Origin of the sequence: Pseudoxanthomonas spadix BD-a59 (assembly GCF_000233915.3) — a bacterium.
Classification (GTDB): Bacteria; Pseudomonadota; Gammaproteobacteria; order Xanthomonadales; family Xanthomonadaceae; genus Pseudoxanthomonas_A; species Pseudoxanthomonas_A spadix.
On sequence record NC_016147.2, the window covers coordinates 14,936 to 31,181 of the forward strand.

13 protein-coding genes are annotated in these 16,246 nt (G+C 69.5%); 5 read left to right on the plus strand and 8 right to left on the minus strand.

What is annotated here, in order from left to right; all coding sequences use genetic code 11:
• Positions 1-57 precede the first annotated feature (57 nt).
• Positions 58-1,134, plus strand: coding sequence for a PA0069 family radical SAM protein (locus tag DSC_RS00075; protein WP_014159043.1), 1,077 nt, complete (start codon positions 58-60; stop codon positions 1,132-1,134).
• Between the two features lie 96 nt (positions 1,135-1,230).
• On the opposite strand, the gene mnmG is transcribed toward DSC_RS00075, so the two are convergent.
• Both mnmG and DSC_RS16375 read right to left on the minus strand, forming a co-directional pair.
• Positions 1,231-3,120, minus strand: a complete 1,890-nt coding sequence (mnmG, locus tag DSC_RS00080) for a tRNA uridine-5-carboxymethylaminomethyl(34) synthesis enzyme MnmG (RefSeq protein ID WP_014159044.1) — start codon at positions 3,118-3,120, stop codon at positions 1,231-1,233.
• A 675-nt stretch (positions 3,121-3,795) separates the two neighbouring features.
• Positions 3,796-4,422 (minus strand): hypothetical protein, encoded by a 627-nt coding sequence (locus tag DSC_RS16375; RefSeq protein WP_147475102.1) that lies wholly within the window; start codon positions 4,420-4,422, stop codon positions 3,796-3,798.
• A gap of 144 nt (positions 4,423-4,566) precedes the next feature.
• Here DSC_RS16375 and DSC_RS00085 point away from each other — a divergent pair, with 144 nt between their 5' ends.
• Positions 4,567-5,526, plus strand: coding sequence for a pyridoxal-phosphate dependent enzyme (locus tag DSC_RS00085; protein WP_014159045.1), 960 nt, complete (start codon positions 4,567-4,569; stop codon positions 5,524-5,526).
• Positions 5,523-6,131 carry a YdcF family protein gene (locus DSC_RS00090; protein ID WP_014159046.1) on the plus strand — a complete coding sequence of 203 codons (609 nt, stop codon included), beginning with the start codon at positions 5,523-5,525 and terminating at the stop codon, positions 6,129-6,131. Before DSC_RS00085 ends, DSC_RS00090 begins: the two co-directional genes overlap by 4 nt.
• A 156-nt stretch (positions 6,132-6,287) precedes the next feature.
• Here the strand turns inward: DSC_RS00090 and bioC are convergent, their stop codons facing one another.
• Positions 6,288-7,172 (minus strand): malonyl-ACP O-methyltransferase BioC, encoded by an 885-nt coding sequence (gene bioC, locus DSC_RS00095; RefSeq protein WP_043290798.1) that lies wholly within the window; start codon positions 7,170-7,172, stop codon positions 6,288-6,290.
• A gap of 128 nt (positions 7,173-7,300) precedes the next feature.
• Positions 7,301-8,500: an 8-amino-7-oxononanoate synthase gene (gene bioF / locus DSC_RS00100; RefSeq protein WP_014159048.1), complete on the minus strand. Its 1,200-nt coding sequence runs from the start codon at positions 8,498-8,500 to the stop codon at positions 7,301-7,303.
• 161 nt (positions 8,501-8,661) lie between these two features.
• On the opposite strand from bioF, the gene DSC_RS00105 reads away from it, so the two are divergent.
• Positions 8,662-9,366: a ComF family protein gene (locus tag DSC_RS00105; RefSeq protein ID WP_014159049.1), complete on the plus strand. Its 705-nt coding sequence runs from the start codon at positions 8,662-8,664 to the stop codon at positions 9,364-9,366.
• 24 nt (positions 9,367-9,390) lie between these two features.
• Here the strand turns inward: DSC_RS00105 and DSC_RS00110 are convergent, their stop codons facing one another.
• On the minus strand, positions 9,391-10,797 hold the full coding sequence (locus tag DSC_RS00110) for a short-chain fatty acid transporter (RefSeq protein ID WP_014159050.1): 1,407 nt from the start codon (positions 10,795-10,797) through the stop codon (positions 9,391-9,393).
• 224 nt (positions 10,798-11,021) lie between these two features.
• On the opposite strand from DSC_RS00110, the gene DSC_RS00115 reads away from it, so the two are divergent.
• The gene (locus DSC_RS00115) at positions 11,022-11,576 is read left to right on the plus strand and encodes an HdeD family acid-resistance protein (protein WP_014159051.1); all 555 of its coding nucleotides are present in this window, start codon (positions 11,022-11,024) and stop codon (positions 11,574-11,576) included.
• 2 nt (positions 11,577-11,578) lie between these two features.
• On the opposite strand, the gene ubiA is transcribed toward DSC_RS00115, so the two are convergent.
• The 3 genes from ubiA to DSC_RS00130 all read right to left on the minus strand — a co-directional run bounded on the left by ubiA (position 11,579) and on the right by DSC_RS00130 (position 16,168).
• Positions 11,579-12,472, minus strand: coding sequence for a 4-hydroxybenzoate octaprenyltransferase (gene ubiA / locus DSC_RS00120; RefSeq protein WP_014159052.1), 894 nt, complete (start codon positions 12,470-12,472; stop codon positions 11,579-11,581).
• Between the two features lie 218 nt (positions 12,473-12,690).
• Entirely contained in the window at positions 12,691-13,551 is an 861-nt protein-coding gene (locus tag DSC_RS00125; RefSeq protein WP_014159053.1) for a hypothetical protein, read from the minus strand.
• 10 nt (positions 13,552-13,561) lie between these two features.
• A complete protein-coding gene (locus tag DSC_RS00130) occupies positions 13,562-16,168 on the minus strand; it encodes a TonB-dependent receptor (protein WP_014159054.1) in 2,607 nt (868 codons plus the stop codon).
• Between the last annotated feature and the right edge of the window lie 78 nt (positions 16,169-16,246).

Here is a 16,246-nt window from a genome sequence, read left to right on the forward strand (position 1 = left end):
GGTCCGATTCTAGGGCAGTCGCGTTCGCTGAGACGCACCGACGCTAGGCTTGCAGGCATGGGTGAGGCGATCAAAGGGCGTGGGTCGACCGGCTGGCTGCCGGGACGCTTTGCCGTGACCACGCCGGAAGTGGCCGACGATGGTTGGCACCAGCGCGATCACGATGGCGAGCTGGACCTGCTGCCCCGGACCCAGGTCACCGAGGAACGTGCGCGCAGCATCATCAGCCGCAACCGCTCGCCGGACATCCCGTTCTCGCAGTCGGTCAATCCGTACCGCGGCTGCGAGCACGGGTGTTCCTATTGCTTCGCCCGGCCCACCCACGCTTACCTGGAGCTGTCGCCGGGCCTGGATTTCGAGACCCGGCTGTTTGCCAAGACCAATGCCCCGGCGCTGCTGCGGCGCGCGCTGGCCAGGCCGGGCTACCAGGTCAGCCCGATTGCGCTGGGCATCAACACCGATGCCTACCAGCCGCTGGAACGCAAGCTGCAGCTCACCCGCCGGCTGATCGAGGTGTTCGCCGAAACGCGCCATCCCTTTACCCTGATCACCAAGAACGCGCTGGTCACGCGCGATCTGGACCTGCTCGCGCCGCTGGCTGCGGACAACCTGGTGCACGTGGCGTTTTCGATCACCTCGCTGGACAACGCGCTGTCTTCGAAACTGGAACCGCGCGCCTCGGCACCGCACGCCCGCCTGCGCGCGATGAAGAGATTGAGTGCTGCTGGCGTGCCGGTCGGGGTGATGTTCGCCCCGGCCATTCCCTGGGTGAACGATGCGCACCTGGAAGGCGTGCTGGAAGCGGCGCGTGAGGCCGGCGCGCGCTCGGCCGGCTATGTGCTGCTGCGCCTGCCGCATGAAGTGGCGCCGCTGTTTCGCGACTGGCTCCAGACCCACCTGCCGCAGCGGGCCGCGCACGTGATGAGCACCGTGCAGCAGCTGCGCGGCGGCAAGGATTACGACAGCACCTTCGGGCCGCGCATGCGCGGGCAGGGCGTGTACGCGGACCTGCTGGAACGGCGCTTCGCCCTGGCCTGCAAGCGCCTGGGGTTCGATCGCGATCGCGGGCCCGGGCTGGACTGCAGCAGGTTCGTGGCGCCGCGCGCGCCTTCGCCACAGGGCCAATTGTTCTAGGCCGGCGCGCTGAGCCAAACCAGGATCGGGCGCCAGTCTGGGCGCAGGCAGTGCGGCGGCCGCCGACCAGGCGCCGGCAACGACCGCGCGAACAACTCAGGCCACCGCGCCGCGGCGCGCGCGCTCCAGATGGACCAGCAGCAGTGAGATCGCCGCCGGGGTCATGCCGGGGATGCGCTGGGCCTGGCCGACGGTCTGCGGCTGCACCCGGCCGAGTTTCTGCTGCACTTCCAGCGACAGGCCGCGCACGCCGGCATAGTCGAAGCCGGGCGGGATCGGCGTGCCTTCGTTGCGCTGCTGGCGGTCGATCTCGGTGCGCTGGCGGTCCAGGTAGCCGGCGTACTTGACGCTGATCTCCACCTGCTCGGCGACCTGCGCATCGGCCACGCCCGGGCCCAACGCCGACACCTGCATCAACCTGGCGTAGTCCAGCTCGGGGCGCTTGATCAGGTCCAGGGCGTTGGTTTCGCGGCTGACCGCGATGCCCAGGGTGGCCTCCAGATCGCGACCCACGCCATTGCCCGGCGAGGCCCACAGGCCGCGCAGGCGGGCGGTCTCGCCTTCGACCGCCTCGCGCTTGGCTGCAAAGCGCGACCAGCGCGCATCGTCGACCAGGCCCAGGGCGCGGCCGACCGGCGTCAGCCGCGCGTCGGCGTTGTCCTCGCGCAGCTGCAGGCGGTATTCGGCGCGGCTGGTGAACATGCGGTACGGCTCGGTGGTGCCGTGGGTGATCAGGTCGTCGACCAGCACGCCCAGGTAGGCCTGGTCGCGGCGCGGCGACCAGGGGTCCTTTTCCTGGACCAGGCGCGCGGCGTTGACGCCGGCCAGCAGGCCCTGGGCGGCGGCCTCCTCGTAGCCGGTGGTGCCGTTGATCTGGCCGGCGAAGAACAGCCCGGACACCTGCTTGGTTTCCAGCGAGGTCTTCAGCCCGCGCGGGTCGAAGAAGTCGTATTCGATCGCATAGCCAGGCCGGGTGATGTGCGCATTCTCGAAGCCGCGGATCGAGCGCACCAGCTCCAGCTGCACATCGAAGGGCAGCGAGGTGGAGATGCCGTTGGGGTAGATCTCGACCACGTCCAGCCCCTCGGGCTCGACGAAGACCTGGTGGCTGGCCTTTTCCGCAAAGCGCACCACCTTGTCCTCGATCGAGGGGCAATAGCGCGGGCCGATGCCTTCGATCTGGCCGCTGTACAGCGGCGAGCGGTGCAGCGCGGCGCGGATGATCGCGTGGGTGCGCTCGGTGGTGTGGGTGATCCAGCAGCTGACCTGGGCCGGGTGCTCGGCGCTATCGCCCATGAACGACATCACCGGCAGCGGATCATCGCCAGGCTGCTCGTCCATCACCCCGTAGTCCAGGGTGCGACCGTCGATGCGCGGCGGGGTGCCGGTCTTGAGCCGGTCGATGGCGAACGGACGCTCGCGCAGGCGCGCGGCCAGGGTGGTCGCCGGCGGGTCGCCCATGCGCCCGGCCGGGTACTGGGTCTGGCCAATATGGATCTTGCCGGCCAGGAAGGTCCCGGCGGTCAGCACCACGGCCGGGGCGTCGAAGCGCAGGCCGGTCTGGGTCACAACCCCGCGCACTGCGTCAGCCTCGATCACCAGGTCCTCGACCGCGGCCTGGAACAGGGTCAGATTCGGCTGTGACTCGACGATGCGCCGGATCGCGCTGCGGTACAGCGCGCGGTCGGCCTGGCAGCGCGTGGCCCGCACCGCCGGCCCCTTGGAGGCATTGAGCGTGCGCCACTGGATCCCGGCCAGGTCGGCCGCATGCGCCATTACCCCGCCCAGTGCGTCGATTTCCTTGACCAGATGGCCCTTGCCGATCCCGCCGATGGCCGGGTTGCAGCTCATCGCGCCGATGGTCTCGATGTTGTGGGTCAGCAACAGCGTGCGTGCGCCGGCGCGGGCCGAGGCCAGGGCAGCCTCGGTGCCGGCGTGGCCACCGCCGATCACGATGACCTGGTAGGAATGGAAGGACGTGCTCATGGCGCGGATTTTCTCATGCCGGTGGTGCCGCTGGCCTAGCAGCCTGTCGGACTTTGGTCGGCCGGGCTGCGAATCCGCCTGTGCGGTCCATCTTTCCGCCGCTTCTTGGCCCATAGCACCACTATGGGGCGGCGAATCGGCGAAAATCTGTCCTCGCGCAGACGAATTTTCGCCTCGACCGCCAAAGCCCGACAGACTCCTAGCGGCGCCACGCGCGGCGAAATCAGGCGGCGCGATGCCTCGGCCTGAGACGAAGCGGGTACTGGAGGCGGGACGCGAAAAGTTGGCACGGCTTCTGCGTCATACATCCTGCACCCATCGTGGCAAGCGACTTCGGGCGCCCAAGGCTGGTATTGGAACAGGGGCCAGCCGCTAGCGCACGTTGGGGATGCAGGGGCCGGTAGTCGGGGGACTGCCGGCCCCATTTTTTTCCGGGCCAGATCCGGTGGGATCGGTCTTTGCAACAACGAAGCAAACAACAACGCCCGGGCAATGCCGGGCGTTGTTGTTTTTTGGGCGCCGACGACCGGCAAGGGCCGGAACAGGGGGGATCCAGATTTCCCCACCGGACGTCGGCATGGACGCTTTGAACATTTATACCCGGGTTACGTCATAAAACGACGCAACCGGTCAACCAGCGCTAGCTTGAATGGAGCGCACGGCACACGCAAGGGTTCAGCGCTCGTGACTGATCGGCCGAGTGCGGAAGTGAGACTTCCTTGGCAAAGACGGCGGCGCCGGGCGCGACTGCGCCGGGCCGGCCGATCCAGCAGGCATTGGTGGTGACTGCGGCATTTCGCCTTCGACAGGGGGCGGCATCGGTCGGCCGTTCGGCGAGCGCTGGCGGTTGGGCGATTGGGCACGTGCGCGGTGCTCATCGCGCATGGACGGTGGGCGCTGGTGACCTTCAGCGGGACGCCACGGGCGCGGGCCCCCGGTCGCTGGCCGATCGCCACGATTCCCGCCATCGGCAACCGGCGGCGGACGCTGGCCATGGCGGTGGTCATCATGGCCGTCGTGATGATCACGCCGCCGCGCCGGCGGATGGATCACATAGGAGGGACGGCTGTAATACCCGTAGAAGCCGGGCCAATATCCATAGCCACCGTAGCCGGCGCCATATCCGCCGTATCCATAGCGGTAGGCACCGCCGTAGCCGCCGTAATAGCCGCCCGGGTAGGAATACCGGTAGCTGGGACTGCCGCTGTAGTAGCCACCGGCTGCGCCGCCACTGACCTGATCATAGGTCGCGCAGCCGCCCAGCCCCGCCAGGGCAATGGCGGAAAACAGGAGACGTTTCATGGTGGACCCCCCGGTCCGCACCGCTGTATGGATGCCAGCCTGGGCGCCGGGCATTGAACCGGTGATTAATTCCTGCCGGGAATGGCCCGTGTGCCGCGGCCCTGGGGTACGCCGGAGCCGAAGACCATCGGGTAGTCTTGGGCCATGCCGTCCGCCCTTCCCTGTTTCGACGACGTCCTCGACGCCGCCGCCCGGATCGCGCCCCACGCGCGCCTGACCCCCGTGCTGACCTCCACCACGCTCGATGCGCTGAGCGGGGCGAGGCTGTTCTTCAAGGGTGAGCACCTGCAGCGCAGCGGCGCGTTCAAGTTCCGCGGCGCCTGCAATGCGGTCTGGGCGCTGGATGAACACCAGGCCGCGGCCGGTGTGGTCACCCATTCCTCCGGCAACCATGGCGCCGCGCTGGCGCTGGCCGCGCGCAGCCGCGGCATCGCCTGTCACGTGGTGGTGCCCGAAGGCGCGGTCGAAGCCAAGCTGGCTTCGATCCGGCGCTACGGCGCGCTCGTACACCGGTGCGCGCCAACCATTGCCGCGCGCGAGACGCTGTGTGCCCAGGTCCAGGCGCAGACCGGGGCGACCCTGGTCCATCCCTACACCGACTTCCACGTGATCGCCGGCCAGGGCACGGCTGCGCTGGAACTGCTGGCCGCCGCCGGCCCGCTGGATGCGGTGGTCACGCCGATCGGTGGCGGCGGCCTGGCCTCGGGCACGGCGCTGTCGGTGCGCGCCAACGCCGCGCAGGCCGCGCTGTGGTGCGCCGAACCGGAAGGCGCGGCCGATGCGGCGCGCTCGCTGGCCGCCGGCCATCTGCAGCTGGACTTCATCCCGGACACGCGCTGCGACGGTTTGCGCGGCACCTTGGGTGCGCCCAACTTCGAGCTGCTGCGCCGGCATGGCGCGCGCGTGGGAACGGTATCCGATGCCGGCACGCTGGCCGCGATGCGCCTGTTGTGGCAGGTGACCAAGCAGACCGTGGAACCTTCCTCGGCCATCGCCCTGGCGCTGGTGCTGGCGCGACCACGGGACTTTGCCGGCAAGCGCGTGGGCATCGTGCTGTCCGGCGGCAATGTCGACCTTGACGCGCTGCCCTGGATGGCGGCATGAAACCGGCCCGGCGGCGCCGCGGCCGGTGGGGATGGTGCTGGCGGCTGGGCTGGCTGGTGCTGCTGTGGCTGGCTGGCGTTTCGGCCTACATCGTCTGGATCGGCCAGCGCGACCAGGCCGCGCCGGCCGACGTGATCATCGTGCTGGGGGCGGCCGCCTACGACGCGCGGCCCTCGCCGGTATTCGAAGAACGCCTGCGCCACGGTGTTGAGCTGTACCAGCGCGGCCTGGCGCCCAGGATGCTGTTCACCGGCGGCTTCGGCGGGACCGGCGCGCGCTTTGCCGAATCCCAGGTCGGCCGGCGCTACGCGCTCAAGGCTGGCGTGCCGGTCAGGGCGATCCTGATCGAGACCGTCTCGCGCACCACCCGTCAGAACCTGCAGCAGGCCGCCATGCTGATGCAGGCCAACAGCCTGCACCGGGCGATCATCGTCAGCGACCCGCTGCACATGGCCCGGGCCATGCGCCTGGCCCGCAAGGAAGGCATCGATGCGCTGGCCTCGGCCACCCCGACCAGCCGCTTCCGCACCTTCAGCACGCGCTGGCGCTTCTTCCTGCAGGAGCTGTACTTCTTCCACCGCGACCTGTTCCTGGAAGCAGTCTGATCCGCCCTGGCACGCAGCAGGAAGGTCCGGGCGTCGTGCGCCAGCGGCCCCTTGACGCCGTTCACCGGGTGCCCATGAAGATCGACGGAACCGCCCCGCCGCGCCACCGATCCGGTGCTGGACTTCGGCAGCGTCTACGAAAAGCGGCCCGCCGATTCAGGCCGGAGTCGAGCGGCGCCGGATCGGGATGCGCGACAGCGGCACGGCGGCCACGTCGTGGCCGTCTTCGCGAATGGGCGTGCCGGCCTGTGGAGCCCAGGCGTGGGCGTAGAGGACTTCCCAGGTGCTGGGCAGGCGGCCTTCGGCCGTGCGCAGGGGCTCATACGCCTGCGCGGCGTCGGCAAAGCGGCTGCGGCCGGTGAGCGAGGCGCGGCGCATGGACAGCGCGTTGGTGGCACCGATCGCGCGCAGCTCGGCCATCAGTGCCGGCAGGTCGGGATAGGTCAGGGTGAACTGGTCGCGGTCCAGCACCGGATCGCGGAAGCCGGACCGCATCAGGGCATCGCCAAACTGGGCGATCGGCGCGAACGGGCTCACGTGTGGCGCCGGGTCGGCGGCGAAGGCCTGGCGCAGTTCGATCAGCGTCTGCGGGCCGAAGGTCGAGCACAGCAGCAGCCCGTCGGGCTTGAGCACCCGGCGGAAGCCGGCGAACACCGCCGGCAGGTCTTCCAGCCATGGCAGGCACAGGTTGCAGAACAGCACGTCGGCGCTGTGCTCGGCCAGCGGCAGCGCGCGCGCATCGGCGGCCACGCGTGCAAACGGCTTCCACCAGCCGGCCTGCTTGCGAGCCTGGCGCAGCATCGGCAGGGCCAGGTCCAGCGCGATCACCTGCGCCCTGGGCCAGCGCTTGCGCATCTGCGCGGCGGCCGTGGCCGGGCCGCTGCCCACGTCCAGCACCACCTGCGGCACGCGCTGGCCCAGATAGTCCAGCGATTCGAGCAGGCGCTTTTCCACCTCGTGATGGAGCACCGCGGCATCGGCGTAGGTCGTGGCTGAGCGCGAGAACGCGCGGCGGATCTGGCGGCTGTCGAACATCGGCATGGCGCCATTGTCCGCCATCGCGCGCGGCGCGACGAGCCGATGGGCCGGACGCTGGGCCAGGCAGGGCGCAATGATTGCCAGGCACGGCGCCGGCCTCGCCTCGACCCGGTTCCTGGTGGCGAGCTGCTTCAGGCCCCGCTCACCGCCAGCGACTGCGGCGCGCGGGCACGCACCAGGGCCTGGACCAAGCCGTCGACCTGTTCGGGGGAATGCAGCGCCGAGAGGGTCACCCGCAGGCGCGCCTTGCCTTCGGGCACGGTCGGCGGGCGGATCGCCGGCACCCAGTAGCCGGATTCCTCCAGCGCGGCCGACCAGGCCAGCGCCTGCGCATCGGCGCTGCACAGCACCGGCTGGATCGGGGTGTCCGAGGGCAGCAGGTCCAGCCCGGCGACGGTGGCGCGGGTGCGAAAGCGCTCGATCAGGCCGGCGAGCTTGTCGCGGCGCCAGTCGTCGCGGCGCGCCTGGCGCAGGGCCTCGCTGCTGGCCGCGGCCAGGGCCGGCGGCAGCGCGGTGGTCTGGAGGTAGGGACGCGCGGTCTCGGCCAGATGCTGGATCAGGGCGGCATCGCCGATCACCGCCGCGCCGTAGCCGCCCAGCGCCTTGCCCAGGCTGACCAGCTGCAGCGGGACTTCCTCCACGCCCAGCCGGGCCTCGGCCACGCTGCCGCGGCCGTTGGGCCCGCGCACGCCGACGCCATGTGCGTCGTCCACGTACAGCAGCGCCTGCTGGACCCGCGCCACCAGCGCCAGCGCGCGCAGCGGGGCGACATCGCCGTCCATGCCGAACACCCCGTCGGTGGCCAGCATCGCCGCACCGTCGGGCACGTTGCGCAGCTGGCGGATGGCGCCCTCGGCATCGCCGTGCGGATAGCGGCGCAGGCGGCAACCGGCCAGACGCGCGGCGTCGAGCAGGCTGGCGTGGTTGAGCCGGTCCTGCACGCAGGCGTCGCTTTCTTCGCCCAGCAGCGCCTGCTGCACGGCAAGGTTGGCCAGGAACCGGCTGCCGAACAGCAGCGCGGCCGGCGCCTGCAGCCAGTCGGCCAGTTCGTGTTCCAGTGCCGCGTGCGCGGCATGGTGGCCGCTGACCAGGGGCGAGGCGCCGGCGCTGACGCCGTCGCGCGCGGCCGCGTCCTGCAGCGCGGTGGTCACCTGGAACTGCTGGGCCAGGCCCAGGTAGTCGTTGCTGCAGCATTCCACCAGCCAGCGCCCGTCCACTTCCACCCGCACGCCGTCGCGGCGGCTGACGATGCGGCGCACCCGGACCCGGTCCTGGGCCACGCGCAATTTGCGCAGCGACGCGATGCGGTCGTGCAGATCGGGGCGGGCCATGGGACGTCCTGTGCAGTGGCGGGCTGAGCGGGCTAGCGTAATCCACGCGACATCGGTGGTGATGACCGATTGGCCGGCGCTTTGCTGCCGCGTGTCCGCAGCTACACCCGGCGGGCGGGCGCGGGTTAAAGTCGGTGCGTTTCGAACAGGGACGCGCGCGCATGGATGCCAAACGGGTCGAGCGCTGGCTGCGACAGGCCGGCCGGGTGCTGCTGGCGCCGCGCTGCCTGGTCTGCGGCGAAGCCGGCGTTCACGGCCAGGACCTGTGCGCCGCCTGTACCGCCGCCCTGCCCTGGAACCACACCGCCTGCCCGCGCTGCGCCCTGCCGCTGGCCCATGCCGCACTGTGCGGTGCCTGCCTGCAGCGGCCGCCGCCGGTCGCGGCCACCTGTGCGGTGTTCGTCTATGGATTCGCGCTGGACCGGCTGGTGCCGCGCTTCAAGTTCCACCAGGACCTGGCCGCCGGCCGGCTGCTGGCCGAACTGATGGCCCAGGGCCTGGTCCAGGCCGAACGTCCGGCTGCGCTGGTCCCGGTGCCGTTGCATCCGGCGCGCCTGCGCACCCGGGGCTACGACCAGGCGCTGGAACTGGCCCGGCCGGTCGGCCGCGCGCTCGGCCTGCCGGTCCTGTCCGAGGTGCTGCATCGCCGGCGCGATACCGCGCCCCAGTCCGAGCTGGATGCGGCGGCGCGCCGGCGCAACCTGCGTGGCGCCTTCGCCGTCTCCTCGCCCACAGCGCTGCCTGACCATGTCGCGGTGCTGGATGACGTGATGACCACTGGCGCCACCGCCCACGCCGCTGCCCGCGCCCTGGCGCGCGCCGGGGTGAAACGCGTCGACGCCTGGGTCTGCGCAAGGGCGCCTTGATGGGCGGCCGTCCCTGCAGTTGCCTCAACCTGCAGGCGCCGGCATCACCGGCGGCACGTACGCCAGGGTCAGGCCGAGCAGCCACAGCAGGCCGATCACCAGCGGGATGTGGACCAGCAGCTGGATGAAGGTGAAGCCGACGATGTCGCGCGCCTTCAGCCCCAGCACGCCCAGCAGCGGCAGCATCCAGAACGGATTGATCAGGTTCGGCAGGGCCTCGGCGGCGTTGTAGACCTGTACCGCCCAGCCCAGGTGCGCGTGCAGTTCGTTGGCCGCCTGCATCACGTACGGTGCCTCGACCAGCCACTTGCCACCGCCGGAAGGCACGAAGAACCCCAGGATCGCCGAGTACGCCCCCATCACCGCGGGGAAGCTGTCCTGGGTGGCCACCTGCACGAAAAGCTGCGACAGGTGATGGGCCAGGCTGTCGCCATCGGCACCCTTTGCGCCGGTCAGGATCATCGCGATGGCGCCGTACAGCGGAAACTGGATCAGCACCCCGGTCGTGCTGGGCACCGCGCGTGCCACCGCGTTGAGGAAGCTGCGTGGCCGCCAGTGCAGCAGCAGGCCCAGCGCCAGGAACAGGAAGTTGTAGGTGTTGAGGTTGGCGATGGCGGTGATCACCGGCTTGGCGGCGAACTCGCTCGCCAGCCAGCCAAAGGCCAGCAAGGAGAGCAGCACGGTCAGCAGCGGGCTGTATTCCAGCCACTCGCCCGGACGGGTGCGCGGTGGCAGTTCGGGCCTGGCTTCGCTGGCCACGGCTTCTTCGAATGCCTCGACCGTCCGCGCCGAGCTGCCGGTGGGCGCGGTCAGCCAGCAGATCAGCAGCGAGACCAGAATCAGCACCGCGGTGAGCACGATCGACTGCCACAGGAAGATCGTCTCGGTGAACGGCAGCACGCCGGTGATTTCCACCAGGCCCGGCGGCATCGAGGCCGGATTGGCCTGCAGCTGCGCGGCCGAGGAGCTCAGGCCCATCGCCCAGACCGCGCCCAGGCCCAGATAGGCCGCGGCGCCGGCGGCCCGGTAATCCATCTTCAGATCGCTGCGACGGGCCAGCGCGCGCACCAGCAGGCCGCCGAACACCAGCGAAAACCCCCAGCTGAGCAGCGAAGCCAGCATGCTCACCAGGGCGACATACACGATCGCCCCGCGCCCGCTGCGTGGCACCCTGGCCAGCTGATCGATCAGGCGCGCCACGATCGGCGCGGTCGCCACCGCATAGCCGCCGATGACCACGAAGGCCATCTGCATGGTGAAGGGGATCAGGCTCCAGAAGCCGCCGCCGAAGGCCTCGGCCGTGGCCTTGGGGCTGGCTCCGGCCAGCATCGCCGCGACCGCCACGATGACCACGCCCAGCACCGCGAACACATAGGCATCGGGGAACCATCGCTCCGCCCAGGCTGCCGAACGCAGCGCCGCGCGCGCCATCACCCCTTGTCGTCCCAGTCCCGGATCGCTTGCCATCGCCCTGCCCCTTCTTGCGCCAGCCTGCATTCTCGGCCGGACCTGGGTCAGCGTCTGCCCCACCTTGGTCCAAGCCGGTCGCGCCGCCCACCCTGGCGTGATCCGGGATGCGCTAGGCTCGGCCGTGCTGTCCCGCCAGGCCGCTGCTTGTGCTGCCGCACCCCTCCAGCCAATCCAAAGGAGTTCCCATGACGCCTTTCCCGCTCAATGGCCTGGGCCGCGCCTGGTGGCTGCTGGTCCTCTATGGCGTGCTGGCAGTGCTGTTCGGGGTGCTGGCGGTGGCCCGGCCCGTGGCGGCGACCGCAGGTCTGGTCTGGGCCTTCGGCATCCTGGCCATCGCCGAAGGCATTGCCACGCTGGTGGCGCTGTTCACCCGCGATACCGGCCTGTCCAAGGGCTGGACTGTGCTGTACGCGCTGGCCTCGCTGGCGTTTGGGGTGCTGGCGGTGATCGACCCGTTGTCCACCGCCGGGGCGCTGGCGATCCTGCTGGCCGCCTGGATGATGGTGGCCGGCATCTACCGGATCGTGTTCGCCGTGCGCGTGCGCCGGCTGATACGCGGGGAGTGGCTGATCGCGCTGTCCGGCGTGCTGTCGGTGGTGCTGGGCGTGCTGTTCGCCATCGCGCCGCTGGCAGGTGCGATGGTGGCCACGCTGTGGGTGGGCATCGGCGCGTTGATCTACGGCGTGATCCAGATCGTGGCCGGGGTGAAGCTGCGCAAGTTCGGGCGCACCGCGGTCTGAGCTCAGCCCAGCCACAGGTCGGCGGCGATGCCGGCGAACACCGCCGCGCCGACCCAGTTGTTGTGCAGGAACGCGCGCAAGCACGGCCCGCGCTCGCGCTTGCGGCAGAGCACGAACTCGTAGACCACCAAGCACACGCCCACACCCAGCCCCGCCCAGTAATACGTGCCCAGACCGGCCTGGCGTCCGACCAGCAGCAAGGTGGCAAAGGTCAGCGCGTACAGCAGACCCTGGATGACCAGATCCAGGTCGCCGAACAAAATCGCAGTGGACTTGGCGCCGGCGCGGATGTCGTCTTCGCGGTCGACCATCGCATACCAGGTGTCGTAGGCGGTGGCCCACAGGATGTTGGCCGCATACAACAGCCAGGCCAGGGTCGGCACTTGGCCCTGCACCGCAGCGAAGGCCATCGGAATGCCGAAGCCGAACGCCATTCCCAGGTAGACCTGCGGCAGGTAGGTGTAGCGCTTCAGGTAGGGGTAGCTGGCGGCCAGGAACGCGGCGATCACGCTCAGGCCGATGGTCAGCCGGTTCATCGTCATCACCAGGGCCAGGGCGGCGAGCATCAGCAGCACGAACACCCACAGCGCTTCGCGCCCGCTGACCTGCCCGGTTGCCAGCGGCCGCTCCCGGGTGCGCTCGACCTTGGGGTCCAGCCAGCGGTCGGCGTAGTCGTTGATCACGCAGCCGGCCGAACGGGTCAGCCAGACCCCTGCGGTGAACACCAACAGGGTCCACCACGGCGGCACCCCGCCGGCAGCCAGCCACAGCCCCCACCAGGTCGGCCACAGCAGCAGCAACACGCCGATCGGCCTGTCGCCGCGAACCAGCTTCCAGTACAGCGCCAGCCGGCCCGGCGGCCGCACTGCCGGCACATCGAAACGTTCGTAACCCATGCGCAAAGCGTAGCAGGCGCGCGCGGTCGCCGGCTTGCGCCCGGCTGCTCAACCTCGAGCGCTGGCACCGGCAACCAACTCCGCAACGACCAGGCTCGGTTCGGGCACACGATCGGGGCCGGGCAGGGGGCGTGCCGGGCTGCGCGCGCGCAAGCTGCTCAAGCCAGCGGCAGAGCCATTGGCCACCGGCGCGGGCCAGCCGCGTCGCAATGTTTTCTTCAGGGTGTGCCGGCCGGCACCCGCATCGACACGATCTGGCGTTCGCGGCGGCTGATCCCGTACAGCATGCCCGGTTCACTCTCGTCCCAATCGATCGCTTGCCCCTCCACCGCGATGCCCAGGGTGTCCAGGTGGTCGAGCACCGCGCCGCCTTCGCGCGGCAGCGCCAGCACGTACAGTTCCGGCCGGTCGTGTCCGGTGGCGTACAGGCGTCCATCCGGCCCCCAGCCGCCGCCGGAGATGCTCGACGGCGCGATCCGCTCCAGCACCGAAGCCGGAAACGCCCAGCTCTCGGTGCGACGCCAGGCCTCGTCCAGGCGCACCAACAGCGTGTGCCGGTGATCGCGCGGCGCCTCGCCGCCGCGCCCGTCGTAGTTGGCAAACAGCGCCCACCAGGCACCGTCCTTGCGATCGACCCAGGTCAGCGAGCCGGTGCCCAGCCCCAGCGACACGCTACGCAGGTGGTCCAGCGTGTCAGGATCGAAGAACTCCACCGAACTCCAGTGCGGCGTGGCCGGATAGTTGGAACTGGCGCAGACCAGTTCGGCGGCGATCAGCGCGCAGGAGTTGATGTGCGGGAAGCGCTGCGGGTCGCCGCGCCACTGGCCCAGACGCTCGCCGCTGTGCTTGTCGTACTTGACGATTTCGTGATTGGACACCGCGTAGAGGAACTGGGCGCCGACCGCCACGCCCTGCCGTGCCTGCGGCGCCGGATAGCGGCGCAAGGCGGTGGCGCTGCGCGCCGGCGCATCGGCCAGCGCTTGCGCCGGCCCCTGCACGGGCCCAGCAGGGGCGGCCGGGCCGGAGCCAAGAGCGGTTGCCGCGGCCAGTGCGGCGGCCAGTGCCAGTGCTGAAGGCATCGTGGTCTCCTCAGAAATGGCCGGACAGGCCGACCCAGTAGGTGCGGCCATAGTCGGCCGATTCCTGCAGATATTGCTTGCCCGGGCCGGTCACCTCGCGGCGGCCGGTGTCTGACAGGTTCTGGCCCTGCACGAACACAGTCAGACGATCGCTGAGCTGCCAGTCCACGCTGGCGTCGTAGGTGTGGCGGCCCTTCCAGTACTGGTCGGCATTGGGAATGGTGTCGTTGATGGTCTCCAGGAACCCGCCCAGGTAGTTGTGGGAGACGCGGAACTCGACCGGGCCGTACTGGTAGAACAGCGCGGCGTTGGTGATCACGTCCGGCTGCATGTACAGGCCGGTCTCGCGCAGCCCGGCGCTGGTGATGAAGGCAAACTCGGTGTCCAGGAAGGTGGCGTTGAGGTTGAAGCCCAGTCCGTCGAACGGCGCCGGCAGGAAGCTCAGGGTCTGCTGCCAGGCCACCTCCGCGCCGGTGATCTTCGCCGACTGCGCGTTCATTGGCTGCTGCACTTGGACCATTTCCACCCCGCGGCCGATGCCCAGGTCCATTTCCACGTTCGAGGTCAGGGTGAAGATCTCGTTGTCGATGCGTTTGCGGAACAGGCCCAGCGCGACCAGGCCTTCGTCGAGGTAGTACTCCAGCGACAGGTCGAAGCCCTCGCTCTCGCGCGGCTTCAGGGAGGGGTTGCCGCGGGTCAGCACGGCCACGCTGCCGTCGAAGTTGATCGACGAATTGGCGGTGATGTCGGCGAAGTCCGGGCGGCCGATGGTATTGGTCCAGGCCGCGCGCAGCACCAGGTTGTCGGTCGCGTCATAGCGCAGGTGCAGGCCCGGCAGCCAGTTGTGGTAGGAGCCCGAGTCACTGACCGGCAGATAGACGTCATCGGAAGCGCGGGTGGAATCGGTGTCCACCTCGGTGCGCTCGTAGCGCATGCCGGCAATCACGGTGAACGGGCCGCGCTTGATCGTGGCCTGGCCGTAGCCGGCGTAGACGTCCTCGCTGACCGTGAAGTCCGAGCCGATGTTGTCCAGCGCGGCGTTGAAATTGCCGATGTTGGCGTTGAGGAAGTCATTCGCGGCCCGGTAGTCGATCCGCGGCGACAAGAGGTAGCGCCCCTTGATCAGCTTGTCCGGCCCGGCCCGGCTGACGCTGTCCAGGGTCCAGTTGAACCCGCTCCTGGTGCTGTAGGTGATCCGGTCCTGGTCCAGTTCGCGGTCGGTGAAACGCGCCACCCCGCCGAACTTCAACTTGAAAAAGTTCTCCAGGCCGCCGTTGTCGTATTCCAGGTCCAGGCGTGCCTGCTGGCTCTCCTCGATGCTGTCCAACTGGGTATCGCGGTACTGCTGGAACCTGTAGTTGGCCGGGTCGCGCGCGGCGGCCTGGTCATAGGGGGTGAAGATCGGATAGAAGTCCGAGGTGTCGTAGCTGAAACCGAAGTCCCTGGCACGCGTGCCGGTGGGGGTGCGGAATTCGATCGCGGTCGTGGTCTGGTCCAGTTCGGCGCGCGAATAGATCACATCGCCGCTGACCTTCAGCCGCTCGGCGGCCGTCCACTCCACCGCGCTGCGGCCCAGCCAGATGCTGCGCTCGGTGTCGGGCAGGTTCAACTGGATGAACTGCCGGCCGCTGGCGAAATCGCCGCTGGTGGCGGTCTGGTTGGCGACGTTGCCGATCGGCTCCAGCCGGTTTTCGATGCGTTCCTCGTCGTCTTCCATGGTGTTGTAGGCGGCCGAGGTGTCCCACCTGAAGTCCGGGTTTGGACGCCATTCCAGCTTGGCATTGAGGCCGCTGCGGTTCTTGGTGTTGTTGTACCAGAACAGCCGGCGCTGGGTCGGCACCTGGATGCCATTGCCGAGCGCACTGCCCGAATCCACCGGGGCGCCGGCGGCGGTGTATTCGCGCACCGACGGGCTGGCCGATTCGACCTGCGGGATGTCGTAATCGAGCTGTTCGTCCGAGGCACTGACCACGATGCCGAACTGGTCGTCGGCGCCAAACAGCCGGCCGGCGGCGAAATTGACCCGGTACGGCTGCTTGTCGTTGCGCACATCGCCATGCTGTTCGGCAAAGCCCAGCGAGCCGGTCGCATCCAGGAACGGCTGGCCGGTGGAAAACGCGCTGCGGGTGACGATGTTGATGATGCCGCCGATGGCGTTGGCGTCTTGATCGGGGGTGACGGTCTTGATGACTTCGATCCGGTCGGCCATCACCGAGGGCACGATGTCCAGTGGCACGTTGCGACCCTCCTCGGACACCGAGGACACCAGCGCGCCGTCGATCGTGGTCCGGTTGTAGGTGGAGGTGAGGCCGCGGATGATCGGTTCGCGCGGCTCGCCCTGGTCTTCCCATACCGCCACGCCGGGGACCCGCTGCAATGCTGCGGCGGTATTGTGGTCGGGCAGCTTGCCGATGTCGTCCGAGGCCACCACGTCGCTGACTGCGAAGGTCTCGCGCTTGGTCTGGATCGCTTCCCGCTGCGCCTGGCGCTGGCCGGTGACGATCACCGTGTCGAGCTCGGTGGGCGTGCTGGCGGGTTCTTCCTGCATTTGCTGGCCGGCAGTGGACTGCTGGGCCATCGCTTCGGGCAGGGCCAGGCTTCCGGCAGCAAGCAGCATCGCCAGGCTTCGGGCGTGTAGGGGGGAGGGGGCCATTGGAAGCTTTCCGCTGCGTGGGGTACGGCGACCTTAGGTTTC

Bases quoted from the DNA above. Each gene is read 5' to 3' on its own strand.
- DSC_RS00075 (WP_014159043.1), top strand. From the start codon at position 58: ATGGGTGAGGCGATCAAAGGGCGTGGGTCGACCGGCTGGCTGCCGGGA.
- mnmG (WP_014159044.1), bottom strand. From the start codon at position 3,120: ATGAGCACGTCCTTCCATTCCTACCAGGTCATCGTGATCGGCGGTGGC.
- DSC_RS16375 (WP_147475102.1), bottom strand. From the start codon at position 4,422: ATGAAACGTCTCCTGTTTTCCGCCATTGCCCTGGCGGGGCTGGGCGGC.
- DSC_RS00085 (WP_014159045.1), top strand. From the start codon at position 4,567: ATGCCGTCCGCCCTTCCCTGTTTCGACGACGTCCTCGACGCCGCCGCC.
- DSC_RS00090 (WP_014159046.1), top strand. From the start codon at position 5,523: ATGAAACCGGCCCGGCGGCGCCGCGGCCGGTGGGGATGGTGCTGGCGG.
- bioC (WP_043290798.1), bottom strand. From the start codon at position 7,172: ATGCCGATGTTCGACAGCCGCCAGATCCGCCGCGCGTTCTCGCGCTCA.
- bioF (WP_014159048.1), bottom strand. From the start codon at position 8,500: ATGGCCCGCCCCGATCTGCACGACCGCATCGCGTCGCTGCGCAAATTG.
- DSC_RS00105 (WP_014159049.1), top strand. From the start codon at position 8,662: ATGGATGCCAAACGGGTCGAGCGCTGGCTGCGACAGGCCGGCCGGGTG.
- DSC_RS00110 (WP_014159050.1), bottom strand. From the start codon at position 10,797: ATGGCGCGCGCGGCGCTGCGTTCGGCAGCCTGGGCGGAGCGATGGTTC.
- DSC_RS00115 (WP_014159051.1), top strand. From the start codon at position 11,022: ATGACGCCTTTCCCGCTCAATGGCCTGGGCCGCGCCTGGTGGCTGCTG.
- ubiA (WP_014159052.1), bottom strand. From the start codon at position 12,472: ATGGGTTACGAACGTTTCGATGTGCCGGCAGTGCGGCCGCCGGGCCGG.
- DSC_RS00125 (WP_014159053.1), bottom strand. From the start codon at position 13,551: ATGCCTTCAGCACTGGCACTGGCCGCCGCACTGGCCGCGGCAACCGCT.
- DSC_RS00130 (WP_014159054.1), bottom strand. From the start codon at position 16,168: ATGCTGCTTGCTGCCGGAAGCCTGGCCCTGCCCGAAGCGATGGCCCAG.